20 protein-coding genes, 3 tRNA genes and 1 pseudogene are annotated in these 22,455 nt (G+C 62.6%); 17 read left to right on the forward strand and 7 right to left on the reverse strand.

Translation table 11 applies throughout. From position 1 onward, the window contains the following. Positions 1–597: 597 nt before the first annotated feature. Positions 598–1,521, reverse strand: a complete 924-nt coding sequence (locus tag BXA07_RS21725; RefSeq protein ID WP_076570951.1) for a LysR family transcriptional regulator — start codon at positions 1,519–1,521, stop codon at positions 598–600. 204 nt (positions 1,522–1,725) lie between these two features. Here BXA07_RS21725 and lhgO point away from each other — a divergent pair, with 204 nt between their 5' ends. The 12 genes from lhgO (at position 1,726) to aqpZ (ending at position 10,711) form a co-directional block, all read left to right on the forward strand. Further along, a complete protein-coding gene (gene lhgO / locus BXA07_RS21730) occupies positions 1,726–2,931 on the forward strand; it encodes an L-2-hydroxyglutarate oxidase (RefSeq protein ID WP_076570789.1) in 1,206 nt (401 codons plus the stop codon). A 103-nt stretch (positions 2,932–3,034) separates the two neighbouring features. After that, positions 3,035–4,348: an MFS transporter gene (locus BXA07_RS21735; protein WP_244556353.1), complete on the forward strand. Its 1,314-nt coding sequence runs from the start codon at positions 3,035–3,037 to the stop codon at positions 4,346–4,348. 328 nt (positions 4,349–4,676) lie between these two features. Continuing rightward, positions 4,677–4,752 (forward strand) — tRNA-Glu (locus BXA07_RS21740). Positions 4,753–4,874: 122 nt separating this feature from the next. Beyond that, a tRNA-Glu gene (locus BXA07_RS21745) sits at positions 4,875–4,950 on the forward strand. Positions 4,951–5,020: 70 nt separating this feature from the next. After that, positions 5,021–5,096, forward strand: a tRNA-Glu gene (locus BXA07_RS21750). A gap of 95 nt (positions 5,097–5,191) precedes the next feature. Next, positions 5,192–6,361, forward strand: a complete 1,170-nt coding sequence (gene earP, locus BXA07_RS21755) for an elongation factor P maturation arginine rhamnosyltransferase EarP (protein ID WP_076570792.1) — start codon at positions 5,192–5,194, stop codon at positions 6,359–6,361. 135 nt (positions 6,362–6,496) lie between these two features. Beyond that, on the forward strand, positions 6,497–7,072 hold the full coding sequence (locus BXA07_RS21760) for an elongation factor P (protein WP_034778059.1): 576 nt from the start codon (positions 6,497–6,499) through the stop codon (positions 7,070–7,072). Positions 7,073–7,278: 206 nt separating this feature from the next. Beyond that, positions 7,279–8,427 (forward strand): amidase family protein, encoded by a 1,149-nt coding sequence (locus BXA07_RS21765; RefSeq protein ID WP_076570794.1) that lies wholly within the window; start codon positions 7,279–7,281, stop codon positions 8,425–8,427. Between the two features lie 41 nt (positions 8,428–8,468). After that, the gene (locus BXA07_RS21770; RefSeq protein WP_076570795.1) at positions 8,469–8,879 is read left to right on the forward strand and encodes a hypothetical protein; all 411 of its coding nucleotides are present in this window, start codon (positions 8,469–8,471) and stop codon (positions 8,877–8,879) included. A gap of 63 nt (positions 8,880–8,942) precedes the next feature. Beyond that, positions 8,943–9,401 carry an Ivy family c-type lysozyme inhibitor gene (locus BXA07_RS21775; RefSeq protein ID WP_076570797.1) on the forward strand — a complete coding sequence of 153 codons (459 nt, stop codon included), beginning with the start codon at positions 8,943–8,945 and terminating at the stop codon, positions 9,399–9,401. 5 nt (positions 9,402–9,406) lie between these two features. Next, positions 9,407–9,820 (forward strand): GNAT family N-acetyltransferase, encoded by a 414-nt coding sequence (locus tag BXA07_RS21780; protein ID WP_244556354.1) that lies wholly within the window; start codon positions 9,407–9,409, stop codon positions 9,818–9,820. Positions 9,821–10,021: 201 nt separating this feature from the next. Then, positions 10,022–10,711, forward strand: a complete 690-nt coding sequence (gene aqpZ / locus BXA07_RS21785) for an aquaporin Z (RefSeq protein ID WP_076570800.1) — start codon at positions 10,022–10,024, stop codon at positions 10,709–10,711. Positions 10,712–10,750: 39 nt separating this feature from the next. On the opposite strand, the gene BXA07_RS30875 is transcribed toward aqpZ, so the two are convergent. Next, positions 10,751–10,963: a hypothetical protein gene (locus BXA07_RS30875; protein WP_170909706.1), complete on the reverse strand. Its 213-nt coding sequence runs from the start codon at positions 10,961–10,963 to the stop codon at positions 10,751–10,753. Between BXA07_RS30875 and BXA07_RS30360 the strand changes: the two are divergent. After that, positions 10,913–11,279 (forward strand): annotated as a pseudogene (locus tag BXA07_RS30360) (hypothetical protein); the annotation flags it as partial. The gene BXA07_RS30875 and the pseudogene BXA07_RS30360 overlap by 51 nt on opposite strands. Here the strand turns inward: BXA07_RS30360 and BXA07_RS21795 are convergent. After that, positions 11,249–12,079 carry an AraC family transcriptional regulator gene (locus BXA07_RS21795; RefSeq protein ID WP_076570803.1) on the reverse strand — a complete coding sequence of 277 codons (831 nt, stop codon included), beginning with the start codon at positions 12,077–12,079 and terminating at the stop codon, positions 11,249–11,251. The pseudogene BXA07_RS30360 and the gene BXA07_RS21795 overlap by 31 nt on opposite strands. Positions 12,080–12,300: 221 nt before the next feature. Here BXA07_RS21795 and BXA07_RS21800 point away from each other — a divergent pair, with 221 nt between their 5' ends. The 4 genes from BXA07_RS21800 to BXA07_RS21815 all read left to right on the forward strand — a co-directional run bounded on the left by BXA07_RS21800 (position 12,301) and on the right by BXA07_RS21815 (position 16,187). Then, entirely contained in the window at positions 12,301–13,452 is a 1,152-nt protein-coding gene (locus BXA07_RS21800) for an MFS transporter (protein ID WP_212592350.1), read from the forward strand. A 15-nt stretch (positions 13,453–13,467) separates the two neighbouring features. After that, positions 13,468–14,016 (forward strand): hypothetical protein, encoded by a 549-nt coding sequence (locus BXA07_RS21805; protein ID WP_076570807.1) that lies wholly within the window; start codon positions 13,468–13,470, stop codon positions 14,014–14,016. A 225-nt stretch (positions 14,017–14,241) separates the two neighbouring features. Further along, complete coding sequence (gene cysS, locus BXA07_RS21810) at positions 14,242–15,618, forward strand: cysteine--tRNA ligase (protein WP_076570809.1); 1,377 nt, start codon at positions 14,242–14,244, stop codon at positions 15,616–15,618. Then, positions 15,615–16,187: a hypothetical protein gene (locus BXA07_RS21815; RefSeq protein WP_076570810.1), complete on the forward strand. Its 573-nt coding sequence runs from the start codon at positions 15,615–15,617 to the stop codon at positions 16,185–16,187. The genes cysS and BXA07_RS21815 overlap by 4 nt, the downstream gene beginning before the upstream one ends. On the opposite strand, the gene dbpA is transcribed toward BXA07_RS21815, so the two are convergent. The 4 genes from dbpA to BXA07_RS21835 form a co-directional block, all read right to left on the reverse strand. Then, positions 16,174–17,598: an ATP-dependent RNA helicase DbpA gene (gene dbpA, locus BXA07_RS21820; protein WP_076570812.1), complete on the reverse strand. Its 1,425-nt coding sequence runs from the start codon at positions 17,596–17,598 to the stop codon at positions 16,174–16,176. The two genes, BXA07_RS21815 and dbpA, sit on opposite strands and share 14 nt — an antisense overlap. 111 nt (positions 17,599–17,709) lie before the next feature. Then, positions 17,710–17,946 (reverse strand): hypothetical protein, encoded by a 237-nt coding sequence (locus BXA07_RS21825; RefSeq protein WP_076570814.1) that lies wholly within the window; start codon positions 17,944–17,946, stop codon positions 17,710–17,712. A gap of 212 nt (positions 17,947–18,158) precedes the next feature. Then, positions 18,159–19,823, reverse strand: a complete 1,665-nt coding sequence (locus tag BXA07_RS21830) for an acid phosphatase (RefSeq protein ID WP_076570815.1) — start codon at positions 19,821–19,823, stop codon at positions 18,159–18,161. A 116-nt stretch (positions 19,824–19,939) separates the two neighbouring features. Continuing rightward, complete coding sequence (locus BXA07_RS21835) at positions 19,940–22,435, reverse strand: TonB-dependent siderophore receptor (protein WP_076570817.1); 2,496 nt, start codon at positions 22,433–22,435, stop codon at positions 19,940–19,942. Positions 22,436–22,455 lie beyond the last annotated feature (20 nt).

A 22,455-nucleotide genomic window follows, 5' to 3' on the forward strand; every position in this document is an offset into this window, starting at 1 on the left:
ACCTCCACCAACAGCGCAGAAATCACGTGATAATCAAAGTCGCCTCGGGCGGCTTTTTTTATTTCCGCGACACTTCCCGCCATACCCCTCGGGGGAAATATGGCTAAGCTGTTAGCGCGCTTGCATGGCATGCAAGAGGTCAGCGCTTAGCCCCCGCCAACCTCCACCAACAGCGCAGAAATCACGTGATAATCAAAGTCGCCTCGGGCGGCTTTTTTTATTTCCGCGACACTTCCCGCCATACCCCTCGGGGGAAATATGGCTAAGCTGTTAGCGCGCTTGCATGGCATGCAAGAGGTCAGCGGTTAGCCCCCGCCAACCTCCACCAACAGCGCAGAAACGGGTAGGTAAGGCAGTAAATAGATCAAAGTCGCCTCGGGCGGCTTTTTTTATTTCCGCAACACTTCCCGCCATACCCCTCGGGGGAATATGGCTAAGCTGTTAGCGCGCTTGCATGGCATGCAAGAGGTCAGCGGTTAGCTCCCGCTTACCTCCACCAACAGCGCAGAAATCACGTGATAATCAAAGTCGCCTCGGGCGGCTTTTTTTATTTCCGGGCCAATTTCGCCATACCCTTCGGCGAGCGTGGCCAAGCTGTTAGCGCGCTAGCGGTCGCGATAGATCGGCAGTGAAGTCGACATATTGGGTGGAAAGCCCGCGTAGCTGGTCGAGCAGTGGGCGGTTGTCTCCGCGCCGCCACTGAAAAGAATAGATTACCGGCGCTGGCATTTCGGCGGCGGCGAGCGGGAGCAGCAGGCCCTGGTTAACCAGCTTTTGACTCCAGCCAGTGGGCAGTATGCCGATCCCGACAGAGGCAATCAGCATGCCGGCAATGGCCCCCCAATTATTGCAACTTATGCGCTCAACGGCAGCGATGCCGTGAGCCAGCAGCCAGTCATCAATCAGTCGCGTGGTGCCAGCTGAAGGCGGTAAGGCAACGATGGGCTGTCCAGCGCCAAGTAAATCGGCGGCACCACGTAAGCCAGGCGGGCTGTCAGATACAGCCAGGGTTGGCGCGGCAAGCCAGATGAATTGTGCTTGGCTGACCGGTTGCGACAGGATGCCGTGGTGCGATGAGCGTCCGGCAATGATCGCAAAATCGAGCTCGCCCTTGGTAACACGGCTTTCCAGAACTGAGCCCACGTCGACATAGGGTTCAAGCGTCAATTTGGGATGCAGTGCCCGGACTTGCGCAATGAACTGCGGTAGCCAGGTCAGCGCGCTGAGTTCGCCAACACCAAAGGCGCAACGGCCAACTAGCCCGGCAGAGGGTGCGAAGGCGGTACGTATTGCGGCGGCGTCATCGAGCAGCGCCAGCGCGCGTGGCAGCAATGCCTGGCCTGCATCGCTGAGTACGGCGCGGTGGCCACTCCGGTCGAACAGATTGATGCCAAGCGCTTCCTCCAGTTCTGAAATGCGCTTGGAGAGAGACGATACGGACAAATGCAGGCGTTCGGCGGCAATCGCAAAGTTGGCGCAGGTGGCGGCCCAGTAGAACGCTTCGAGTTGCTTTAAAGTCATGGACATCACTTGTTCTCTTTTTTCGAAATTAATTGTACATAATTTTTCGCTTTTATCTAAATTGTGCTTGATCAAAAATGCTTGACAGGGCAAATCGCGTCGGTGCCAGGCGTTGGGCGGGCGGCATGTGCAGGCCTTCACCCTTCGCCAAAGTGATGCATGTAGCAGTGAAATGACGAGTTTGCTATTTTTTTGAGAGGCGCAATGAACAAGAAGCGTTATGCAGTTATCGGCGGGGGGATAAATGGCCTCGCAGTCGCACGTCAGTTATTGTTGGATTTTCCCGACGCCACGGTGGTGCTGTTCGAAAAGGAGGCGAGTGTCGCCAGTCATCAGTCCAGCCACAATTCGGGTGTGGTCCATGCCGGTCTGTACTATGAGCCGGGGGGGCTCAAGGCGCGACTTTGCAGGCGCGGGGGCGAATTGATTGGCAACTATTGCCGCGACAATGCGATCCCCTACGACGAGTGCGGCAAAGTTGTCGTCGCGCTACAAGAGGAAGAGTTGCCTCGCCTGGAGGCGATTTATCGGAAAGCGCAGGCCAACGGTGTGCCTGGCGTGCGGCTGATCGGCTCAAATGAGCTGCGCGAAATCGAGCCCAACTGCATCGGCCTGGGCGCCTTGCATTCACCGAAAACGGCGATTGTCAGTTACGGTCAAATTGCGGCCCGAATCGCCGATGAAATCAGGGAACGTGGCGGGCGCATTTGTCTCAATTCGCCGGTTGAGCGCCTGCTTGAGCAAGGCGGCGAAGTACGGGTCGAACTTGCAGACGGAGAGGTCTTCGATACGGTATTCGATCAGGCAATTGCCTGCGCGGGTTTGCAGTCAGATCGCCTGGCAGAGCGTTCGGGCGATCAGGGCACGCCACGCATCGTACCGTTCTTCGGCCAGTATTACGTGATCGACGAGGCTTTCAAGTCGCATGTCAAAGGCTTGATCTATCCGGTGCCGGACCCGCGCTTTCCTTTCCTCGGGGTGCATTTCACAAAGCGTATCGACGGACAGATGACGATCGGCCCGAATGCTTTCATATCCTTCGGTCGCGAGAACTATGACGGCCGCAGCATGAACCTGGCCGACATCTTCAATTTTGCCAGCTACCCCGGCTTTTGGAAGTTTGCGGCCCGTAACCTGCCGGCGACGCTTCGGGAACTGAAGACTGTGGTCAGCGAGGCGAGCTTTGTCCGCGAGGCGGCGCGCTATGTGCCGACGCTTGCCTCGGTCGGTATTGTTCCCGCGGTTCGTGGGATCCGTGCCCAGGCCATGGAGGCCAATGGTGCGCTGGTTGACGATTTCGTGATTCGCCAACACGGCAACATTACCCACATCCGCAATGCACCGTCACCAGGGGCGACATCGTCGCTAGCCATTGCTGAATACATTGTGCGTGAAGTGATGCGGCGCTGAGTTTGCGCAGCGGACAACGTACGGTTGTCTGTCGCTCCCCAGCTGGCCCCAACTCGAACGCTCTAGGCGAAAAAGAAAAAAATTAATTCATGAAGGAGACATTTTGAACATTCAAAAAACAGAACAGGAAACCCCGGCACAGACAAAAAGTCGTTTGCGCAAAGTGGCGGCAGCGACCATCGTCGGCTCAATGCTGGAGTGGTATGACTTTTATCTTTACGCGACGATGGCGTCGATTGTCTTCAGTAAGGTCTTCTTCGATACCTCGGACCCGGCGAATGCATCGCTGCAAGCCTTTGCCACCTTCGCCATCGGCTTTGTGGCGCGACCGATCGGGGGGCTGTTCTTCGGCTACTTCGGCGACCGCTACGGGCGCAAGAAAATGTTGTTCGTTACTTTCTGTATGATGGGCTTGTGCACGACCGCCATTGGCCTGATCCCTTCCTACGCCAGCATCGGCGTTTGGGCGCCCTTGTGCCTGGTGCTGATCCGTATTGTGCAGGGCCTGGGCGCCGGTGCTGAACTGGCGGGGGCGGCGGTAACTTCCTACGAGCATGCGGCCGACAACAAGAAGGGGCGACAAGGTGCGTGGCCTGCATTGGGGCTGAACCTTGGCCTGTTGCTGTCGTCGCTGACCGTTTATCTGCTGACCATCAATGGCGACAAGTTTTTGCTTGCCGGCGGTTGGCGCATTCCCTTCATCCTCAGTTTCGTGCTGGTACTGGTTGGCCTCTGGGTGCGTGGGAGTCTGCCGGAAACGCCAGAGTATCACCACTTCGAGGAAAGCCATCGCCAGAAGAGGCCGTTCCGCGAATTGTGGAAAACCAATCTTAAGGGCCTGGGCGTCGTGTTCTTTGTCGCCATCGGTTACAACGCACTGAGCTATGTCTTCAAGACCTTCTCGCTGGCCTACCTGACCCAGTTCAAAGGCATTTCGGCCAGCGTGACATCGCTATCGGTGACACTGGCCAGTCTGGTCGCAATCGTTACCGTCCCGCTCTTCGGCTATCTGTGTGACAAGTTCAGCAGCAAGAAGCTGCTGATCGTCGGCGGCCTGCTGTCAGCATTGTTCGCGTACCCGTTCATGCAGTTGCTCGACAGTGGCGAGAACAGGCTGATTTACCTGGCGCTGATCATCGGCACCGGGGTGCTGGCGCCGATGATGTTCGCCCCACAGGGCTCTTTCCTCAGTCGCCAGTTTGCCGTACAAAACCGCTCGACGGGCGTCGGTTCGGGGCGTGAAATCGGCACTGCCATTGCCGGCGGCATTGCCCCGTTGTGGGCGTTGTCAATGGTTGCCCAGTCTGCGACTCGTGATACGAGCGCAGTGGCCTTGATGCTCACGTGCTCCGGAGTGATCGTCGCATTGGCAGCATACTTCGACCAAGGTTATCGCTTTAGCCATTACAAGAACTGATGGTCAAGGCGGCGGGTCAAGCTTGCTCAGCTCCTCCCGCCGCCCAACCCTTGTATGACGTGGGTTGGGCCAGTACAAACGAAGGGGGAGGGGCAAGAGGCTTTCCTTTTGCTGGTCTGGCTGCTGTTGCTGAGGACCTGTACCTCGCCCGCGCAGCCGATCGATTGCACATTGAGCAATTGCCGCCGGGAACGGTTTCTTCCATGGAAAATAAGATGCGCCTGCGGTTGATTTTGTGAATGGCCCCGTGCTATACTTCGCGCACGCTTTTTTGAGGGGCTAGGCAAAGCCTTCAACGAAGAGTCCGCTGAGAGTAAAGCCAGCACAGGTCCCCATCGTCTAGAGGCCTAGGACATCACCCTTTCACGGTGAGTACAGGGGTTCGAATCCCCTTGGGGACGCCAGGATTTAGTTGTAAAGTAAGATTGCAGAGCTGAATGGGCCTGACAAGTCAGGCTTTTTTTGTTTCTGCGGTTGCTGCAGTACCGGGTCAGGATGCGAAGTAGTGCATTCAGGACAGATTTCTGTCCCCATCGTCTAGAGGCCTAGGACATCACCCTTTCACGGTGAGTACAGGGGTTCGAATCCCCTTGGGGACGCCAGATTCGCAAGCAGTCAGCACGTAAAGTAACAGGTCGGGATGCAAAGCAGCGCATTCAGGACAGATTTTCTGTCCCCATCGTCTAGAGGCCTAGGACATCACCCTTTCACGGTGAGTACAGGGGTTCGAATCCCCTTGGGGACGCCAGACCGGCTGAATCAGCCAACAAAAAAGCCGCCTGGTAACAGTGCGGCTTTTTTGTCATTGGCCGCCATGCCCATGTTTTTCTCTTCCCGTCGACTATGCCATTACCTACCGATCGCGCACCATCCCTTGCCATCTTCTGCAAAGTCGTCGACAACTACGGCGATATCGGCATTTGCTGGCGTTTGGCGCGGCAGTTGAGCGGCGAGCATGGCGTCGCCGTCACCCTGTGGGTCGATGATTTGCCCAGTTTCCGGCGCATCTGTCCCGAAATCGACGTGGCGGCCGAGGCGCAGCGGGCTGCGGGCGTCACGGTCCGCCACTGGCGCGGCCAGGATGGCGCGTTTGCGCCCGCCGATATCGCCGACATCGTCATCGAGTTCTTTGCCTGCGACATTCCGCCCGGCTATATCGCCGCCATGGCGCAGTGCGTGCCGCATCCGGTATGGCTGAACCTGGAAGGTTTGACGGCGGAAGAGTGGGTCGAGGGTTGCCATGCGCTGACGTCGCCGCGCCACGGCATGATCAAGCATTTCTTCTTTCCCGGTTTTACCGATAAGACGGGCGGCTTGCTGCGCGAAGCGGCACTCGACGAGCGGCGGCTGGCGTTCCAGGCCGATGCGGGGGCCATGTCGGCCTTCCTGGGGCAGCTCGGCGTGACGCCGGCAGAGGTGGGGGCATTAAAGGTGTCGCTGTTCTGCTATCCGCACGCGCCCGTGGCCGAGCTGTTCGCCGCGTGGCAGGCGGGAGGCGGGCCCGTGGTCTGCCTGGTGCCGGAAGGCGTCGCGTTCGATGCCGTTCAGGAATTTATCGGCGACGATGCGGCGGTAGCAGGGGTGGCGCGCACGCGTGGCGCGCTGACCGTGCGCGTCCTGCCCTTCGTGCCGCAGGATGATTACGACCGCCTGCTGTGGGCTTGCGACGTCAATTTCGTGCGCGGCGAGGATTCCTTCGTGCGTGCGCAATGGGCGGGCAAGCCCTTTCTCTGGCATATCTATCCGCAGGATGAAAACCTGCATCATGTAAAATTGCGCGCCTTCCTGCAGCGCTATGCGGTGGACGCGGACGGCGCCATCGACAGCCTCGTGCAGGCGGCGCTGGCCTGGAATGACGCCAGTGCGGACGCCTTGCCGTGGGTGCGGCTGTGGCCCGCATTGCAGGCCGATCTGCCGCGCATCGTCGCGCGCGCGCAGGACTGGGAGCGGCAGATGCGGACCCATGGTGATCTGGCAAGTAACTTGCTGGCGTTCGCCGGCGCGACGAGATAGGCGCTTGCTCAAAATTAAGGTAAAATGCCCGGTTATTTCTAACGTATTTTTAACCGATCAAACGCAAGCTTGCGGCGCTGATGGCACCCAGGCGGCAGATGGTCTTCATGCAACCCACTTTTTACGTACATTCCTATGAAACCCGCAAAAGAAATTCGTGTTGGCAATATCATCATGGTCGACAGCAAGCCAATGATCGTGTTGCGTTCTGATGTCAACGGTTCGAGCCGCACGGGCTTCACCTACAAATGGAAGATGAAAAATCTTCTGACGAACACCCCGATGGAAAACGTGTTCCGCGGCGACGACAAGTTCGACGTTGTTGTTCTGGATAAAAAGCCAGTAACGTACTCCTATTTCGCCGATCCGCTGTTCGTCTTCATGGACGCCGAGTACAACCAGTACGAAATCGAAGAAGAAAACCTGGGCGAAGCGCTGAACTACCTGAAAGATGGCATGGAATGCGAAGCCATTTTCTACGACGGCAAGGCCATCTCCGTGGAACTGCCTACGACCATCGCCCGTCAAGTGGTGTACTCGGAGCCTGCAGTCAAGGGCAACACCTCGGGTAACGTCCTGAAGGAAGCGAAGATCGAAAACGCCATCGACGCACACCGCCACACCGTGCAAGTGCCGCTGTTCGTGGCACAAGATGATGTCATCGAAATCGACACCCGCACCAACGAATACAAGCGTGTCGTGCGCAACTAATCGATGTCCGCGCTGCGCGGCACGCGTGGCCCGGCAAATGCCGGCCAGGCTTGCTCCAGTTGTCGATTATCAAGAAACGCTGCCTTCGGGCAGCGTTTTTTTTGCTTAAAAAATAATTCCTTGTCACAACTATTAGCTTGCAAGGACTGCTATGCTACGGCTATCACACTGTTGCGTTAAAAACAGTGAAGTTTCCTGGAGACTCCATGCAGCGCAGTCACTCGTTACGCAATGGCCCAGTCCGGGGTGTCTCGGCCGTGCCGGCGCGTGCTTCGCGGCCCGTACTGGCCCGCGCCACGGCACCGGCCAGTCCCATGACCCATCTGCTTGACGCAGGTGTGCTGCCGCAGCAGCAGATGATGCAGGCTGGCAAGCTCAGCTCGCATGCCCTGACGTCGCAGTACCTGGCGCGCATCCGCTCGCTGTGCAGCATGGGCGCGCGCGCCCACGCCGGCATTGAAATCAACCCCGATGCGCTGAAAATCGCCCTGGAAATGGACCGGGAACGCCAGGGGCACAAGGTGCGCGGGCCCTTGCACGGCATCCCCATCGTCTTGCGCGACAGTATTGCCACGGGCGACCGCATGAAGACGCGCACGCAGGCGCCGTCGGCCACGCGCGCCAGCTGCGATTCCTTTGTCGCGGCGCGCCTGCGCGCGGCCGGTGCCGTCATCATCGGCAAAAGCAACTTGCGTCAGTGGGCGGCCGTCAGCGTGCCGCATGCCAGTGCCAGCTGGGCTGGCCTGACCATCCTGGCCGTCGACAGCGAAGCGGACGGCTCCATCGTCGCGCCCGCGTCCGCCTGCGGCCTGGTCGCCATCGCGCCAACGGGCCGGGCCGCCGTCGCCGGGCAAGCCACGACCGGGCCGATGGCGCCCAGCGTGCGCGAGGCGGCCTGGCTGCTGGCGGCGTTGAACGGCGAGCTCGTGGCCGATGCGCTTGTCCTGAATGGTTCCGGCTTGCAAGGGCGCCGCATCGGCGTGGCGCGCAGCCTGTTTGGCCGCTGCACCGAGACCGATGCCGTGATCGAACTGGCCTTGCAGGTATTGCGCGCGCAAGGGGCCGAACTGGTCGACACGCTGCCGGCGCCCGGCGCCTGCGGCGACTGGCTGCAGGACCATGGGCTCGACGCGCTGGTCGGCCCCACTTGCCATGCCGTGCCGCAGGCGCACGCTGGCCAGCCGCACATCACCGTGCCTGCAGGCATGGTGCGCGGCTTGCCGGTCGGGCTGTCGTTCATCGGCGCCATGCATGCCGAGACGCAGCTCATTGCCATGGCGTATGCGTATGAGCAGGCAACCTTGCACCGGCGCACGCCAGCATTGCCGTCCAGCATTACCGAGGCGCTGCGCTGAGCATGCTGTTTTCCTTTTCTTTAGCGATCTGTTGATATCCTATGCTTGCAACTTTTCTGCTGAGTGCGGCCGTGACCGCCGCGACCACTCCCTTTGATGTCACCCAGCTGTCCGGCAGCTGGTCCGACAGCGTCAACGCCAACAGCGTGTGCGACCAGGCGCGGCACTTTACGCGCATGCAGCTGTCTGATGATCATGCACGTCTGGCGATCTTCAATGACCGTACCTGGAAAAGCAAGCTGGGCGAGACCAACCGCTTTGCCGCCACCGTGGTGGCGGAAACGGAACGCAGCCTCACTTTGCGCTATGACAATGAAACCCGCCTCAATGCGAATGGCAAGCTGGTGGAGTGGCAGTTGATCATCGTCGCGCCCGGCGTGTACCGCTGGCGCGAGACGGACTGGCCGGAAGGCAAGGTCAACGGCGTGGTGGGCATCCGCTGTTCGCCTTGATGCGGTGTGAAAGGCAGGCATGCCATTCTGCTATGCTGTGCGCATTTGCTTACAGGAGATGTCATGTCCGCACGTTTGTTGTTACCACTGTTCATGGGCGCGGCCGTGGCGCTGGCCACCATGCCGGCGCAAGCGCGTACGCCCAAATTGTCGCTCGTTGAGCAGGCGCAAAGCTGCGACGGCGGCCACACCTGCCCATATTTCCCCGATGTCTACAAGGCCGACTACGCCTTTCGCAAGGCCTTCAATGTGGGCATCAAGAAAGCCGGGCTGAAGCGGCAACGCTGGGTGCCCGATGGCGTGGCCAGTCCGCTCAAGCCTGTCGAGATCGATGGCAAGGCGCGCCTGCTGACCAGCGTCTGCGAACCGCACAATTGCGGCCACCGTTATGCCATTCTGTACGATCCGGCCGCGCGCAGCATGACGGGCGTGTACGTGGGCAGCGATCACAAGGGCGGCGTGCGTACCGTCTATTTCGGCGAGCCCAGCATTGCGGAAGCCGACATGCTGATCAAGAACTAATGCTCATGCGCATTTCCACCGATCGCGGCGAACTGGACGTGGCCATGATACACCGCTATCTGAGCGAACAAGCGTACTGGAAACGGGGCGTGGCGCTGGAAACGGTACGCAAGGGCATCGAGAATTCCCTGTGCTTTGGCGGCTATGTGGATGGCCAGCAAGTCGCTTTCGCCAGGGTCGTCACCGACTACACGGACTTTGCCTACCTGCGCGACGTCTTCGTGTTGCCCGCCTGCCAAGGGAGGGGATATGGCAAGCAACTGGTAGCCGCCGTGCTCGGAGATGAACGCTTGCGCGATGTCGTCTGGATGCTGGGAACCGATGATGCACATGGCCTGTATGCGGGCTTCGGCTTTGCGCCACTGGAGCAGCCGCAAAAATACATGCGCCGGCCAGCGCGAGGGAAATTATCAAAATAACCTTTAGGTGTCAAGATAACTATTAACATTATTATACATAATAATGTTGCCTTGATAATGACGTTATGTCATTATTTGCGCTCTGCTGTAATGTTGGAGCGATGCCTTCCTTTGCCGTGCCCATCGGGCCCGGGCAAAGGTGGTGAGCAGTGCAGTCGGTCATCCCTGGCAGGTTTTCTCGTCACTTTGAAGGAATACATCATGAAACAGTATGGAGCCGAGTTTCTCGGTACGTTCTGGCTGGTGCTGGGCGGCTGCGGCAGCGCCGTGCTTGCCGCCGCCTTTCCCGGCCTCGGCATCGGCTTTGCCGGCGTGGCGCTGGCGTTTGGCCTGACGGTGCTGACCATGGCCTATGCCATCGGCCACATCTCGGGTTGCCACCTGAATCCCGCCGTTTCCATCGGCCTGTGGGCAGGCGGCCGCTTCCCGGCGAATCAATTGTTGCCTTATATCATAGCGCAAGTGCTGGGCGCCATCGTGGCCGGCGGCGTGCTGTATGTGATCGCCAGCGGCCAGGCCGGTTTCGACGTCAGCAAGGGCTTTGCCTCGAACGGCTACGGCGCCCATTCGCCAGGCGGTTATTCGATGCTGTCGGCGCTCGTCATTGAAATCGTGCTGACGATGTTCTTCCTGATCGTCATCCTGGGTGCCACCGACAAGCGCGCCCCGGCCGGCTTCGCGCCGCTGCCGATCGGCCTGGCCCTGACCCTGATCCACCTGATCAGCATCCCCGTGACGAATACCTCCGTCAATCCGGCCCGCAGCACGGGCGTGGCGCTGTACGTGGGCGACTGGGCCACCAGCCAGCTGTGGCTGTTCTGGCTGGCACCGATCATCGGCGCCCTGCTGGGCGCGCTGGCCTACCGGTTGATTTCCGGCGAGAAAAACTAATCTTGCTCACTCCGCTAAAAGCGCAGCCTGCGGGCTGCGTTATTTTTGGGCTCTGTCCCCGTTAAACAGGGGATGTTCAGGAAATCTTGCGCTGCCCTGGCTGTCTGACTGTCTATACCAGACAAGCCGGAGCCTTCCATGCGGCGAGCCAACCGGATCCGTTTTACCGCGCAGTTTGCCCAGTTGCGCCGCCGCCAGCGCTGTTTGTTGCCGGTCATGCATCATGATGTCGTGCTGGTCACCGATGGCCATGCCGCCTGCCGGGCCTTCGCTGCGCAAGCGGGCATTCGCCACGTGGCCGTCAACTTGCGCGCCGGCATCCGCGTGCGGGGCGCCGCCCCATGTACAGAACGTCAACGCTTCTCACCGCCGCCTGCGCCTGGCTGCGGCCCATTCACGGCGTGGCGACGCGCTGCCTGCCGAATTGCCTGGCATGGCGCTGGATCCTCGACGCAGGTGCATCCGCTCGCCAGAAGCGTTATTGAAAGCAACGGTGGGAGCATTCCCACCGCTGGCGGTGACATCGCCTTTTTTTCGTCAGTCGCCGCCGCGCCACTCGCTCAGGTAATGTTGCGGCGTACGTCCCAGGATGCGGCGGAACATGGCGCTGAAGGCGCTGGGGCTGGCGTAGCCGAGTGCATAGGCGATGGCGGCCACGCCTTCGCCCCGGTCCAGGCGGCAGAACGCCTCGGCCAGGTGCACTTGCTGCAGCCATTGCCGGTAGTGCAAGCCGGTTTCCTTGGGGAACAGGCGGATCAGGGTACGCGCGCTGGCCCCCGCATCCTGGGCCCAGTCCTCGATGCTGCGCCGGCTGCCGGGCGCATCCATGATGGCCGAGCAGACGGCCACCAGCCGGCGGTCGCGGGGCCAGGGAATGGCGATGGGTACGGTATCGGCGGCCGCCAGCTCCGACAGGATCAGGTGCGCCAGCCAGTCGCCGCGCCCATCGAGCGCGTACTCGACCGGTTCGGCCAGCAGGGCCAGTATCAGTTCGCGCAACAGCCGGCTCACTTCCAGCACCTTGCAGGCGGGGCCGAAGACGGCGGCCACCTGCGCGTCGATGTATATGGTGCGCATGCTCAGCTTGCTAAGTATCTGCAACTCATGCACGACACCCACCGGTATCAGCAGGGCGCGGCGGGGCGGCAGTATCCACACGCCGTGCTCGGTGCTCACGCGCATCACGCCTTCGGTGGCAAACAGCAACTGCGCCCGCACATGGCAGTGCGGCGGTGTGTAGTCGGACGCCTCATATTGCTTGGACATGGCCGTCACGGGGCGCGCCACGTGCTGGTAGTCGTGCGCATTGGTGCTGCGGCTGAAGGGCATGCCGTCCTCATCGGCCAGGGCGGGGTGGGTCGTGTACATGGTGGCGGCGGCAAAAGTGGCGCCGAGCGGGTGTGGAATGTCACTTACTCGACGATTGTTGGAAGTTAGTAGTTCAGTGGCCATACTATACTGCTTTCTTTGCCGGGCTGCCTGCGGCGCCCGATCACTGCGGAAGATTCATGCACACCATCACCCCACCTCCCGGCACCATGCCGGCGGCCACCACAATTTCCACCCCACACCAGCAATCGGGCCTGGCCATGCACATCCTGGGCGCCGTCGCCTTCGTGCATTTGCTCAACGACTTGATCCAGGCCCTGTTGCCCTCGATTTATCCGATGCTGAAAGCCGAGTTTTCACTCAGTTTTACCCAGGTCGGCCTTATAACCCTGACGTTCCAGTGCACGGCATCGCTGCTGCAGCCGTGGATCGGCCTGTACACGGACCGCCGTCCGCTGCCATTCCTGTTGCCGATCGGCATGTGCTTTACCCTGGCCGGCGTGCTGATGCTGGCCGTCGTCTCCACCTTCCCGACGCTCTTGATCGCCTCGGGCCTGATCGGCGTCGGCTCCTCGACCTTCCACCCGGAAGCGTCGCGCGTGGCGCGCATGGCCTCGGGCGGGCGCTATGGTTTCGCCCAGTCGCTGTTCCAGGTGGGCGGCAACGTCGGTTCCGCCCTGGGGCCGCTGCTGGCGGCCGCCGTCATCGTGAACCGTGGCCACGGCAATATCGCCTGGTTCAGCCTGCTGGCCGTGCTGGCCATCGGCATACTGTACAAGGTCAGCGGCTGGTACAGCGGCCACCTGGCCAGCTTCAAGCCGAAGGCGGGCGGCCATGGCCCGAACTTGTCGCGCAACAAGGTAATGGGGGCGCTGGGCGTGCTGGCCCTGCTGGTGTTTTCAAAATACATCTATATGGCCAGCCTGTCGAGCTACTACACCTTTTATCTGATCGACAAATTCCACCTTTCGCTCGGCGATGCCCAGCTCTATCTGTTCCTGTTCCTCGCCGCCGTGGCGGCCGGCACCTTCATGGGCGGCCCCATCGGCGACCGTATCGGGCGCAAGCGCGTGATCTGGATTTCCATCCTGGGCGCCGCGCCGTTCACCCTGCTGCTGCCGTATGTCGACCTGTTCTGGACGGCTGTATTGACGGTGATCATCGGATTCGTCATTTCTTCCGCCTTTTCCGCCATCGTTGTCTTTGCGCAAGAGCTGGTGCCGGGCAAGGTGGGCATGATCGCGGGCATCTTCTTCGGCCTGATGTTCGGCGTGTCCGGCATCGCGGCGGCGGCCATGGGCCACCTGGCCGACGTGGCGGGCATCGCCTACGTGTATAAAATCTGCTCCTACCTGCCGCTGCTGGGCATCTTGACGGTGCTGCTGCCGCATATCGAGCAGGCGAAGAAGTAAGCGGCGGAGCGGGTCATGCAACGCTGGTCACTGGTTCTTCTATGCTGGGCGCAGCTGGCGCAGGCGCAGCCGCCCACTTGTCCCGGCTTTCCCGATACCTCGGGCCACAGCTTGCTGGCGCGCTTGCGCGCCTTGCCGCCCGTGGGCATCGACGAAGAGCGCGACAGCTGTCCGCCTGCCACGGTAACAAGCCTCGTGCATGGCGCCGGCGACCTGTGCCTGTTCAATGGCGAGGTGCTGGCGGCCATGGCTGCCGTCACGGCCCTGGCCAGCGACGCCACCGTGGTTGAATACAATTATCTGCTGCCGTATGCGCCAGCCGCGCACGCGCGGCTGCTGGCCATCCTTGACAAAAAATATGCGCGCTTGCCGGTGCAGCAGGCACCCGCGCATCTGCGCGCGCCTGTCAGGGGCCAGGAAACGACGGCTTTCTTCGACGGCGGCGCGTGGCTGGTCGCGCTGGGCAAGCCGACGCAGGGCGATCCGGCCGGCTGGTATTCCAACATCATCTTCGAGAGCCGCGCCCATCCCGCGCTGGGACTGCGCAAGCGCTGCCAGCCTTGACGGCCTGCGCCGCATATGGGATATTTGCGCCATGACGACCTTCGCCTTCTCCTCCCAGCATGCCGCCAGCGCCACCGCGCTGTGTCCGCGCGCACGGCCACGCGAGGGGACTGCTGCGCGCAGCTAGTCAGAACCAGCCGGTTCTATCCCCATTCCGATGGCCACAGCGTTGAAAAACCTGTGGCCATTTTCTTTTCCAGCAGCGCCTAGAGAAACCAGACCAGCATGCCACTGCACCTATACGACACCTACAGCCGCAGCCTGCGGCCCTTTGAATCCATCGAAGAAGGCAAGGCCGGCCTGTACGCCTGCGGCCCGACCGTGTATGACTACGCGCATCTGGGCAATTTGCGCACCTATCTGTTCGTCGACGGCCTGCGCCGCACGCTGGAGTTCAACGGCTGGCAAGTGCGCCACGTGATGAACATCACCGATGTGGGGCACCTGACGTCGGACGGCGACAGCGGCGACGACAAGATCGAGGCGAGGAGCGCCCGCAGCGGCAAGTCCGCCTGGGACCTTGCCGCCGAATTCACGCGCGCGTTCGAGGATGATTTGTGCCAGCTCAATATCCTGTCACCGACCGTCTGCTGCCGCGCCACCGACCACATCGCGGAACAGATCGCGTTCATCTCCGACCTGGAGGCGAAGGGCTACACCTACCGCACACAGGACGGCATTTATTTCGATACGACGCGCCAGGACAGTTACGGCAGGCTGGCGCGCCTGAAGCGCGATGGCCTGCAGGCGGGGAAAAGGGTGGAACTGGGCGAGAAGCGCGACATCTGCGACTTCGCGCTGTGGAAATTCAGCGGCGTGCCTGGCCAGCGGCAGATGGAGTGGGACAGCCCCTGGGGCCTGGGCTTTCCCGGCTGGCATATCGAATGCTCGGCCATGGGGGAAAAGCACCTGGGCCGCTATTTCGACATTCATTGCGGCGGCGAAGACCACGTGGCCGTCCATCACAGCAACGAGATCGCGCAGACGGAGGCGCGCCACGGCACGCGGCTGGCCAATTTCTGGCTGCATGGCGCGTTCCTGAAAACGCAGGATGCGAAGATGTCGAAGTCGTCGGGCGACTTCCTGCGCCTGCAAAGCCTGCTGGACCAGGGTATTGATCCGCTCGCCTACCGCTACCTGTGCCTGGGCGCCCATTACCGCAGCAGCCTCAATTTCAGCGGTCAGGCGCTCGATGCCGCCGCCAGTGGCCTGGCCCGCATGCGCGCCAGCGTGCATGGTCTGGGCGACGTCGCGGGAGAGGTTGATCGCGCGTGGCTGGCCCGCTTTACGGAACAGATCAACGAGGATCTGAATTTCCCGCGCGCGCTGGCCGTGGCCTGGGAAATGCTCAAGAGCGGCTTGCCGGACGCAGTGAAGAAGGCGACCATTGCGCGCTTCGATGCGGCGCTGGGCCTGGACCTCATGCGCTGGCAGCCGGCTGCGCTGGTGGTGCCTGCGCAGGTGAGCGCGTGGCTGGCGCAGCGTGAGACGGCGCGCGAGGAGCGGCGCTGGCACGATGCCGACGCGCTGCGCGCGCGGGTGCGCGAGGCCGGCTACGAGATCGACGACACGCCGCAGGGGCCGCAGGCGAGGGCGTCATGACGGGATCCGTCGAAGAGCAGGCCTTTCCCGCCGCATTGCGGCCTGCCGTGCGCGCCGTTGTGCTGCAAGTGGCGGGCGGCGTGCCGGAGCGGCTGCCGGCCGGCTACCGCGTCGTGCATGCGGGCGAGGCTTTGCTGCTTCCCGTGCGCGTGTATTACCCGCCGGCCGCGCTGCTGGCCGGCGTCGCACAAGAGGGGGATGCCGGACTCATCGCGCTGTGCCTGGGTACGCGCCACCACGACGGCCATGTGCGCGAACGCTGTATTCAGGGTGTGCTGGAAAGGGGCGCGCCATGGGCGATGCCCTTCGTGCTGCAGGCGCTGGACGACTACGTGCTGCCAGTGGTGCTGCGCATCGAAGCCGCCCGCACTGCGGGGGCGCGCGGATGGGATGAAAGTATTGCGGTGCGGCTGGCCGGCGAAAATCCGGCCTGGTTCGCCACGCTGGAACGGCGCGCCATCAGCTACTGGAATGAGCATCACCGGGCGCGCTACCAGCAGCGGCAGGCATATCCAGCCTGCCGCGTGATAGCAGCGCTGCGCGGCGCGGCGGGGCTTACGCCTCGATAAAGCGCATCTTGAAGCTGCGGCCCTTGATGTTGCCGAAGTCGCGGCCCAGGGAGTTACCGGCGTTGAGGCGCTTGAAGGCCGCTTCGGCCACCGTGCGGTCGAGCGCCACGTAGGTCATGAATTCGAACACGTTGATCTTGCCCACCTGCTCCTTGGTGAGACCAGCATCGCCCGTCAGCGCGCCCAGCAAGTCGCCCGGACGCAGCTTGTCCTTCTTGCCGCCCATGATGCACAGGGTAACCATCGGCGCCGGCAGCGCTTCTGCGCCATCGTCCTCGTTCAGCTCCTTCAGGTCGTGCCATTCGGCGGCGCTGTTCTGGTATTGCTCGATCAGCTTGACCCATTTCTTCTCGTTCGGCGCGCACAGCGACAGGGCCAGGCCCTTCTTGCTGCCGCGGCCCGTGCGGCCGATGCGGTGGATGTGCACTTCCGTGTCTTTCGAGACGTCGACGTTGATCACGGCGCCCAGGTCGGAAATATCGAGGCCGCGCGCGGCGACGTCGGTGGCCACCAGCACGGAGCAGCTGCGGTTGGCGAACAGCACAAGAATTTCATCGCGCTCGCGCTGTTCCAGCTCGCCGTACAGGGCCAGCGCGGAAAAGCCCTGCTGGCGCAGTTCCTCGGCCAGCTCGCGGCAATGCACCTTGGTGTTGCAGAAGGCCAGGGTGGATTCCGGCTTGAAGTGTTTCAGCAGCTTGCCGACGGCGCTGTTGCGCTCGTCGAAGCCGATTTCATAGAAGCGCTGCTCGATCTTGTCGTTGTCATGCTGCGCCTCGACCGTCACTTCCAGCGGATTGACGAGGAAGGACGCCGTGGCGCGGCGGATGTCTTCCGGGTACGTGGCCGAGAACAGCAGGGTCTGGCGGCGCGCCGGGCAGGCGCTGACGATGCCGGCGATTTCCTCGTAAAAGCCCATGTCCGTCATACGGTCCGCTTCATCGAGCACCAGGGTCTGCACGTGATTCAGGTTGATGGTGCCGCGGCCCAGGTGGTCGCGCAGACGGCCCGGCGTGCCGACGACGATGTGGGCGCCGTGTTCCAGCGAGGCGATTTGCGGGCGCATCGGCGCGCCGCCCGTCAGGGTCAGGATCTTGATGTTGCCGGCCGCGCGCGCCAGGCGGCGCAATTCATTGGCCACCTGGTCGGCCAGCTCGCGCGTGGGGCACAGCACCAGGCCCTGCACGGCAAACCAGGCCGGATTGAGCTTGTGCAGGATGCCGATGCCGAAGGCGGCCGTCTTGCCGCTGCCCGTTTTCGCCTGGGCGATCAGGTCGCGGCCATCGAGCACCGCCGGCAGGCTTTGCGCCTGGATGGTGGTCATCTCGTGGTAGCCGAGCGAATCCAGGTTGGCCAGGAAGGCGGGCGTCAGCGGCAGGCTGGAAAAAGAGGTGGTGGCAGTGGTGGTGTTCATAAAGGGCGGAGCCGGTAAAAAGCGGGTGGATGGGCACAGTCTACAGGCGTTCTACGCCCTTGTGCGGATGGTGGTGTGGAAGCCGGCGGCAAACGGCCGCCGGCGTGGGTACTAATTATCTGGCGCCCAGATGGGCAAGCCGGTGAGATCGAGGCCGGCGTCGCGCGTCCATATGGGCAAGCCCGTGGCGTCGGTCGGCTCCAGCAATTCGAGCTGCACCTGCTTCAGCGCCGCCTTGCGTACGCGCGCGCGGCGCTGCGGCTCCGGCGCCGGCTCTGGCGCCTCGAGCGCTGGCGGCGGGCCGAAACCGGGCAAGTCGATGGTGGCGTTGTCTTTTTTATCTCTCATTTCTGAACCTCTGGCCCCTGGCAGCGAAAAAACGGCGCCGGGGAGCGGGCAAAACGCTGCCCGCCGTGTGAATACTCTGTACGCTTCGTCCACAAAACAAAAGCCCGGCTACTGGAGTCGGGCTCATTGTTGGAACATCCATCAGGAATATCTGACCTGCGGATTTAAGTGCGGCACGCAGTGTATCACAGGCGTGCCGCATTGTGGGCGGCTTAGCGGAAGCTCAGGGCGCCCGTCAGGTCACCCGGCGGCAGCGCACCCCGTGCCGCGAAGGCGTCGTTGCGCACTTTCAGGCCTTCGAGCAGCGGCAGGTCGTGCAGGCGCGTGATCAGGCGCAGGATCGACGTCGTGTCGTAGAAACTGTGGTCGACGGCGCCTTTCTTCGCGTACGGCGAGACGACGATGGCGGGAATGCGCGTGCCCGGACCCCAGCGGTCGCCCTTAGGCGGCGCCACGTGGTCCCACCAGCCGCCGTTTTCGTCGAACGTGATCACCACGATCATGTCCTTCCACTGCGGCGATTCCTTCAGGTGCTGGATGACGTTGGCCACGTGCTGGTCGCCCGACTCGATATCCGAATAGCCCGCGTGCAGGTTCAGATTGCCCTGCGGCTTGTAGAAGGTCACGGCCGGCAGCTTGCCTGCCACGGCGGCGGCGAGGAATTTGTTCGAGATCGGGCTGTCGCCCGTGCCGCCGTCGCGCAGGTGTTCGGCGCGCGCGGCCGTGCCGGGGGCGAACTGCTTGAAGTAGTTCAGCGGCTGGTGGTGGAACTGGAAATTTGGTTTACTGCCGCCGCCCTTGTGGTCGAGCGCCGCTTGCCAGCCGCCGCCATACCACGCCCAGCTGACGCCCTTGCGCGACAGCAGGTCGCCGATGGTGTCGTAGGTTTGCGGCGGCAGGGTGTTCGCGTCGGCCGGGTCGGCGTGCAGCGGGTCGCCGTCGTAGGCAGGGCGAATGTAGCTGGGCTGGTAGGGCGGCGCCATGGTGTTGACGGCATAGCCGTCCGGCGTGATGGCGCCGTCGTTGACGTATTTCGGCTTGCCGTCCAGCGCCGAGGCGGGGCACTCGGGCGACAGGGCCAGGCGCACGCCTTGCGGGCCGTCGGCCAGCACGGCGATCTTTTTCTTCGCCGCCGTCTCGGCAGCATTGAAGTATTCGTTGACGCGGCCCGTGACGAGGAACTGGTGGTTCATATAGGAGCCGCCGAAGGCCGCCATGAAGAAATTGTCGCACAAGGTGTACTGCTCGGCGATCTGCCACAGGTTCAGGTTTTTCGACGTTTCGCCGTAGTGGCCCATCACCAGGCCGCCGCTGTCGGCCCACGCGGCGAAGCCGTCGTTCTTGCCGCCGTTGATCTGCATCTGGTTGTTATAGAAGCGGTGCACGAGGTCGCGCGTGATGATGCTCTCGGGCAGCGGCTTGCCGGCCGCGTCGCTCAGTTTGTAGGGCGCGTTGGCCAGGCCCGTGATCTGGTCTTCCTTGATCAGGTAATCGGTGCCGCCGATATTTTGCTGGTTCGGTACCAGGCCGCCCCAGATCTTCGGCAGGCTGGCCAGCGGCTTGCCGTCGCGGTCCAGCTGCTGCGCCTGTTCCGCCGTGACGGCGGACAGGGGCGCGCTGGTGCCGGGGAAGTTGGCGAACAGGTTGTTGAAGCTGCGGTTTTCCAGATAGATCACCACCACGTTCTTGACGTGCGCCTTGAGTTTCGCGTCGAGCGAACCCTTGGCGATGGTCTTCCTGGCTGGTGCGGCGTCGGCCAGCGCCGGCAGGCTGGCGGCCAGGCCGACTGCGGACGCAGCCTGGAAAATGCGCCGGCGCGAGGGATTGGCGGGTTGGTCGGCCGGATCGGCTGGCAGGGCGGGGGCGAGGTCCTTCACACATTCTCCTTGGGTGTCTCTATGGGCACGGGCGTTGGCGGCAATGGCCGGCAACGCCCGTGAAGCGGGAAAATTGTATCACCGGCCCTGCGCCCCTGTGAAATATTCGGCCTGCCTTAGAACTGGTAGCGCACCTTCAGTGCCACCTTGCGCGCCGGGCCATACATGCCCGAGTACCACCAGTCCGACACGGAAGCCGTGTACTGCTTGTCGAACAGGTTGGCCACGTTCACGGTGGCAGACAGCTTGTCGTTGACGTCGTAGCGCGCCATCAGGCTGGCCACCGAGTACGCCTTCTGTTCCCAGTGCAGGGTACTGTTGATCTGCCACGCGTCGATGTCGGAATACACGCGGCTTTGCCAGTTCACGCCGCCGCCCACCGTCACCCGACTCAGCTCGCCGGGCAGCCGGTAAGTGGTCCACAGTTTCACCAGGTGGCGCGGGAAGGTGGTCAGGATCGCCTTGCCGGTATTGTTTTCCGTCTGGCTGTAGGACCACGCAGCCGAGATGTTCCAGTCCGGCGTCAGCGCGCCCGTCGCTTCCAGGTCCACGCCCTGGGTCCTGGCGCCCTTGATGGTGCGGTTGGCGGGATTGTTCGTGCCAGGGACGGTGTAGCCGGGGTCCGATTCGGCCAGGTTGCTCTGGCGGATCTGGTACAGCGCGGCGGCCGTGTTCAGGCGGCCGTCGAGCCAGCCGCTCTTGATGCCCGCTTCAAAGGTCTTGCCCTCGCGCGGCGCCAGCAGCTTGCCGTAGCGGTCTTGCTGGGCTTGCGGCTGGTAGATGGTGGAATAGCTGGCGTAGGCGCTGTGCGTGCCGTCGATGTCGAACACCAGGCCGCCATACGGCGTGAAGACGCGGCTTTCCGAAGCCGGCGACGCGCTGTAAAACGGCACGGAAGGCGCGTCCGAGATGTAGTTCTCGCTGTAGCGCAGCACCTTGGCGCCGGCGATCAGCTTCAGACGTTCGGACAGGTTGAGGCGCGTGGCGGCATACGCGCTGGCCTGGCGGCGCGTGCTGTCGTAGGTGACGTAGGTATCGCCAAACACGGGCGTTGCCATGCGATTCCAGCGGTACAGGTTGACGTCGCTGCCCTGGATGCTCCAGTCGAAGCGCCCGTCCGTCTTGCTCTGGAATTCGCTGTAGTCCATGCCCAGCACCAGTTCGTGCTGGCGGCCGAAGGCGCTGAACGGCCCGCGCACATTGACGTCCACGCTGTTGACCTTCAGCTGGTAATCGCGGTAGTCGGCGCTCAAGCCCAGGCCATCGCCCGTGGCCTGGTCGGGGAAGCTTCCGCTCACGTTCATGTAGACGGCGCGCTCTTCCTGCGACGATTGCACGCGGTTGGCGGAGACTTTCAGCGTCCAGTCGTTCGCCAGTGCGTGCTCCACGGTGGCGAAGATGTCGGTTGAATTGGTGTTGAAGCGATTCGACCTGGCTGCCGGGCTGAAGGAGCGGGGCAGGTCCGTCATGGTGCCATTGCTGTAGAACAGGGGGAAGCCCAGGTAGGAGAGGGAGCCGTCCGAGCGCTTGCGCTGGTGCGTCACGCCGGCCGTCAGTTTCGTGTCGCTGGACAGGTCCGCTTCGACCACGCCGTAGACGACTTTCTTGTCGCGGCTGTAGCCCTCGATGATGCTGTCGCCTTCCTCGTACACGGTCACCAGGCGGCCGCGCACCGTGCGCGCCTCGTTCAGCGGACCCGAGATGTCGGCCATGGCGCGCCGTTCATCGTAGGAGCCCAGCTCGCCCTCGACGGCGGCCTGGAACTGCGCCGTCGGCTTCTTGCGCACCATGTTGATGGCGCCCGAAGCGTCGCCCGCGCCCGTCATCAGGCCCGAGGCGCCGCGCAGCACTTCGATGCGGTCGTACAGCGCCATGTCGGCCAGGCTTTGCGACGGTATCGCGTCGAGGCCCAGGTTTTCCGAATGCGTGCTGACGCCGTCGAGCTGGTAATTGGTGATCGAATAGCCGCGCGAGGTAAAGCCCGTGCGCTCGCTGCCCAGCGAGAACAGGGTGACGCCCGGCGTTTGCGCCATCACTTGCGCGATGGTGCTCAAGCCCTGGTCCTGCATGCGCTGCTGGGTGATGACGCTGACCGACTGCGGCGTTTCCCTGATCGACAGGCCCAGCGGCGTGGCCGTGGCGATCGGCAGGGCGGAGACATATGCGCCCGAGCCTTCGGTGGCGTCCTGCTGCGCCTTGACCGACACTTCCGGCATCATGGCGATGGCCTCCGCGCCGGATTCCGCCTGGACCGGGCGCAGCACGTAGCTGCCATTGGCGCTGCGCTCGGCCTTCAGGCCCGTGCCGCGCAGCACGCCGTTCAGGGCGGCCAGCACGTCGTGGCGGCCCGCGAGGCCCGCCGACGTCTTGCCGCGCGTCTGGTCCGGCGTGAAGCTGAGGATGACCCGGCACTGGCTGGCGACCTGGCGCAGCGCCGCCGCCAGGTCGCCGGCCGGCACCTGGAAGTCGAGAGTGGCCGCTGGCGCTGCCGCGCTTTCCTGCGCCAGGGCTGGCGCGGGGATATTCAGCAGCAGGGCCGAACCGATGAAGACGAGCTGGATGGCATACGCCATGGGTTTAATGCGCGGCTTGGAATGAATGGCAGGAGACATGGTTACCTTGTGGTGTAGTC

It is taken from the genome of Janthinobacterium sp. TND4EL3, from assembly GCF_900156175.1.
Classification (GTDB): Bacteria; Pseudomonadota; Gammaproteobacteria; order Burkholderiales; family Burkholderiaceae_D; genus Janthinobacterium.

Bases quoted from the DNA above. Each gene is read 5' to 3' on its own strand.
- BXA07_RS21760 (WP_034778059.1), top strand. From the start codon at position 6,497: ATGAAACCCGCAAAAGAAATTCGTGTTGGCAATATCATCATGGTCGAC.
- BXA07_RS21835 (WP_076570817.1), bottom strand. From the start codon at position 22,435: ATGTCTCCTGCCATTCATTCCAAGCCGCGCATTAAACCCATGGCGTAT.
- lhgO (WP_076570789.1), top strand. From the start codon at position 1,726: ATGAACAAGAAGCGTTATGCAGTTATCGGCGGGGGGATAAATGGCCTC.
- BXA07_RS21800 (WP_212592350.1), top strand. From the start codon at position 12,301: ATGCACATCCTGGGCGCCGTCGCCTTCGTGCATTTGCTCAACGACTTG.
- BXA07_RS21815 (WP_076570810.1), top strand. From the start codon at position 15,615: ATGACGGGATCCGTCGAAGAGCAGGCCTTTCCCGCCGCATTGCGGCCT.
- earP (WP_076570792.1), top strand. From the start codon at position 5,192: ATGCCATTACCTACCGATCGCGCACCATCCCTTGCCATCTTCTGCAAA.
- aqpZ (WP_076570800.1), top strand. From the start codon at position 10,022: ATGAAACAGTATGGAGCCGAGTTTCTCGGTACGTTCTGGCTGGTGCTG.
- dbpA (WP_076570812.1), bottom strand. From the start codon at position 17,598: ATGAACACCACCACTGCCACCACCTCTTTTTCCAGCCTGCCGCTGACG.
- BXA07_RS21725 (WP_076570951.1), bottom strand. From the start codon at position 1,521: ATGACTTTAAAGCAACTCGAAGCGTTCTACTGGGCCGCCACCTGCGCC.
- BXA07_RS21825 (WP_076570814.1), bottom strand. From the start codon at position 17,946: ATGAGAGATAAAAAAGACAACGCCACCATCGACTTGCCCGGTTTCGGC.
- cysS (WP_076570809.1), top strand. From the start codon at position 14,242: ATGCCACTGCACCTATACGACACCTACAGCCGCAGCCTGCGGCCCTTT.
- BXA07_RS21765 (WP_076570794.1), top strand. From the start codon at position 7,279: ATGCAGCGCAGTCACTCGTTACGCAATGGCCCAGTCCGGGGTGTCTCG.
- BXA07_RS21780 (WP_244556354.1), top strand. From the start codon at position 9,407: ATGCGCATTTCCACCGATCGCGGCGAACTGGACGTGGCCATGATACAC.
- BXA07_RS21795 (WP_076570803.1), bottom strand. From the start codon at position 12,079: ATGTACACGACCCACCCCGCCCTGGCCGATGAGGACGGCATGCCCTTC.
- BXA07_RS30875 (WP_170909706.1), bottom strand. From the start codon at position 10,963: ATGGCCATCGGTGACCAGCACGACATCATGATGCATGACCGGCAACAA.
- BXA07_RS21770 (WP_076570795.1), top strand. From the start codon at position 8,469: ATGCTTGCAACTTTTCTGCTGAGTGCGGCCGTGACCGCCGCGACCACT.
- BXA07_RS21775 (WP_076570797.1), top strand. From the start codon at position 8,943: ATGTCCGCACGTTTGTTGTTACCACTGTTCATGGGCGCGGCCGTGGCG.
- BXA07_RS21805 (WP_076570807.1), top strand. From the start codon at position 13,468: ATGCAACGCTGGTCACTGGTTCTTCTATGCTGGGCGCAGCTGGCGCAG.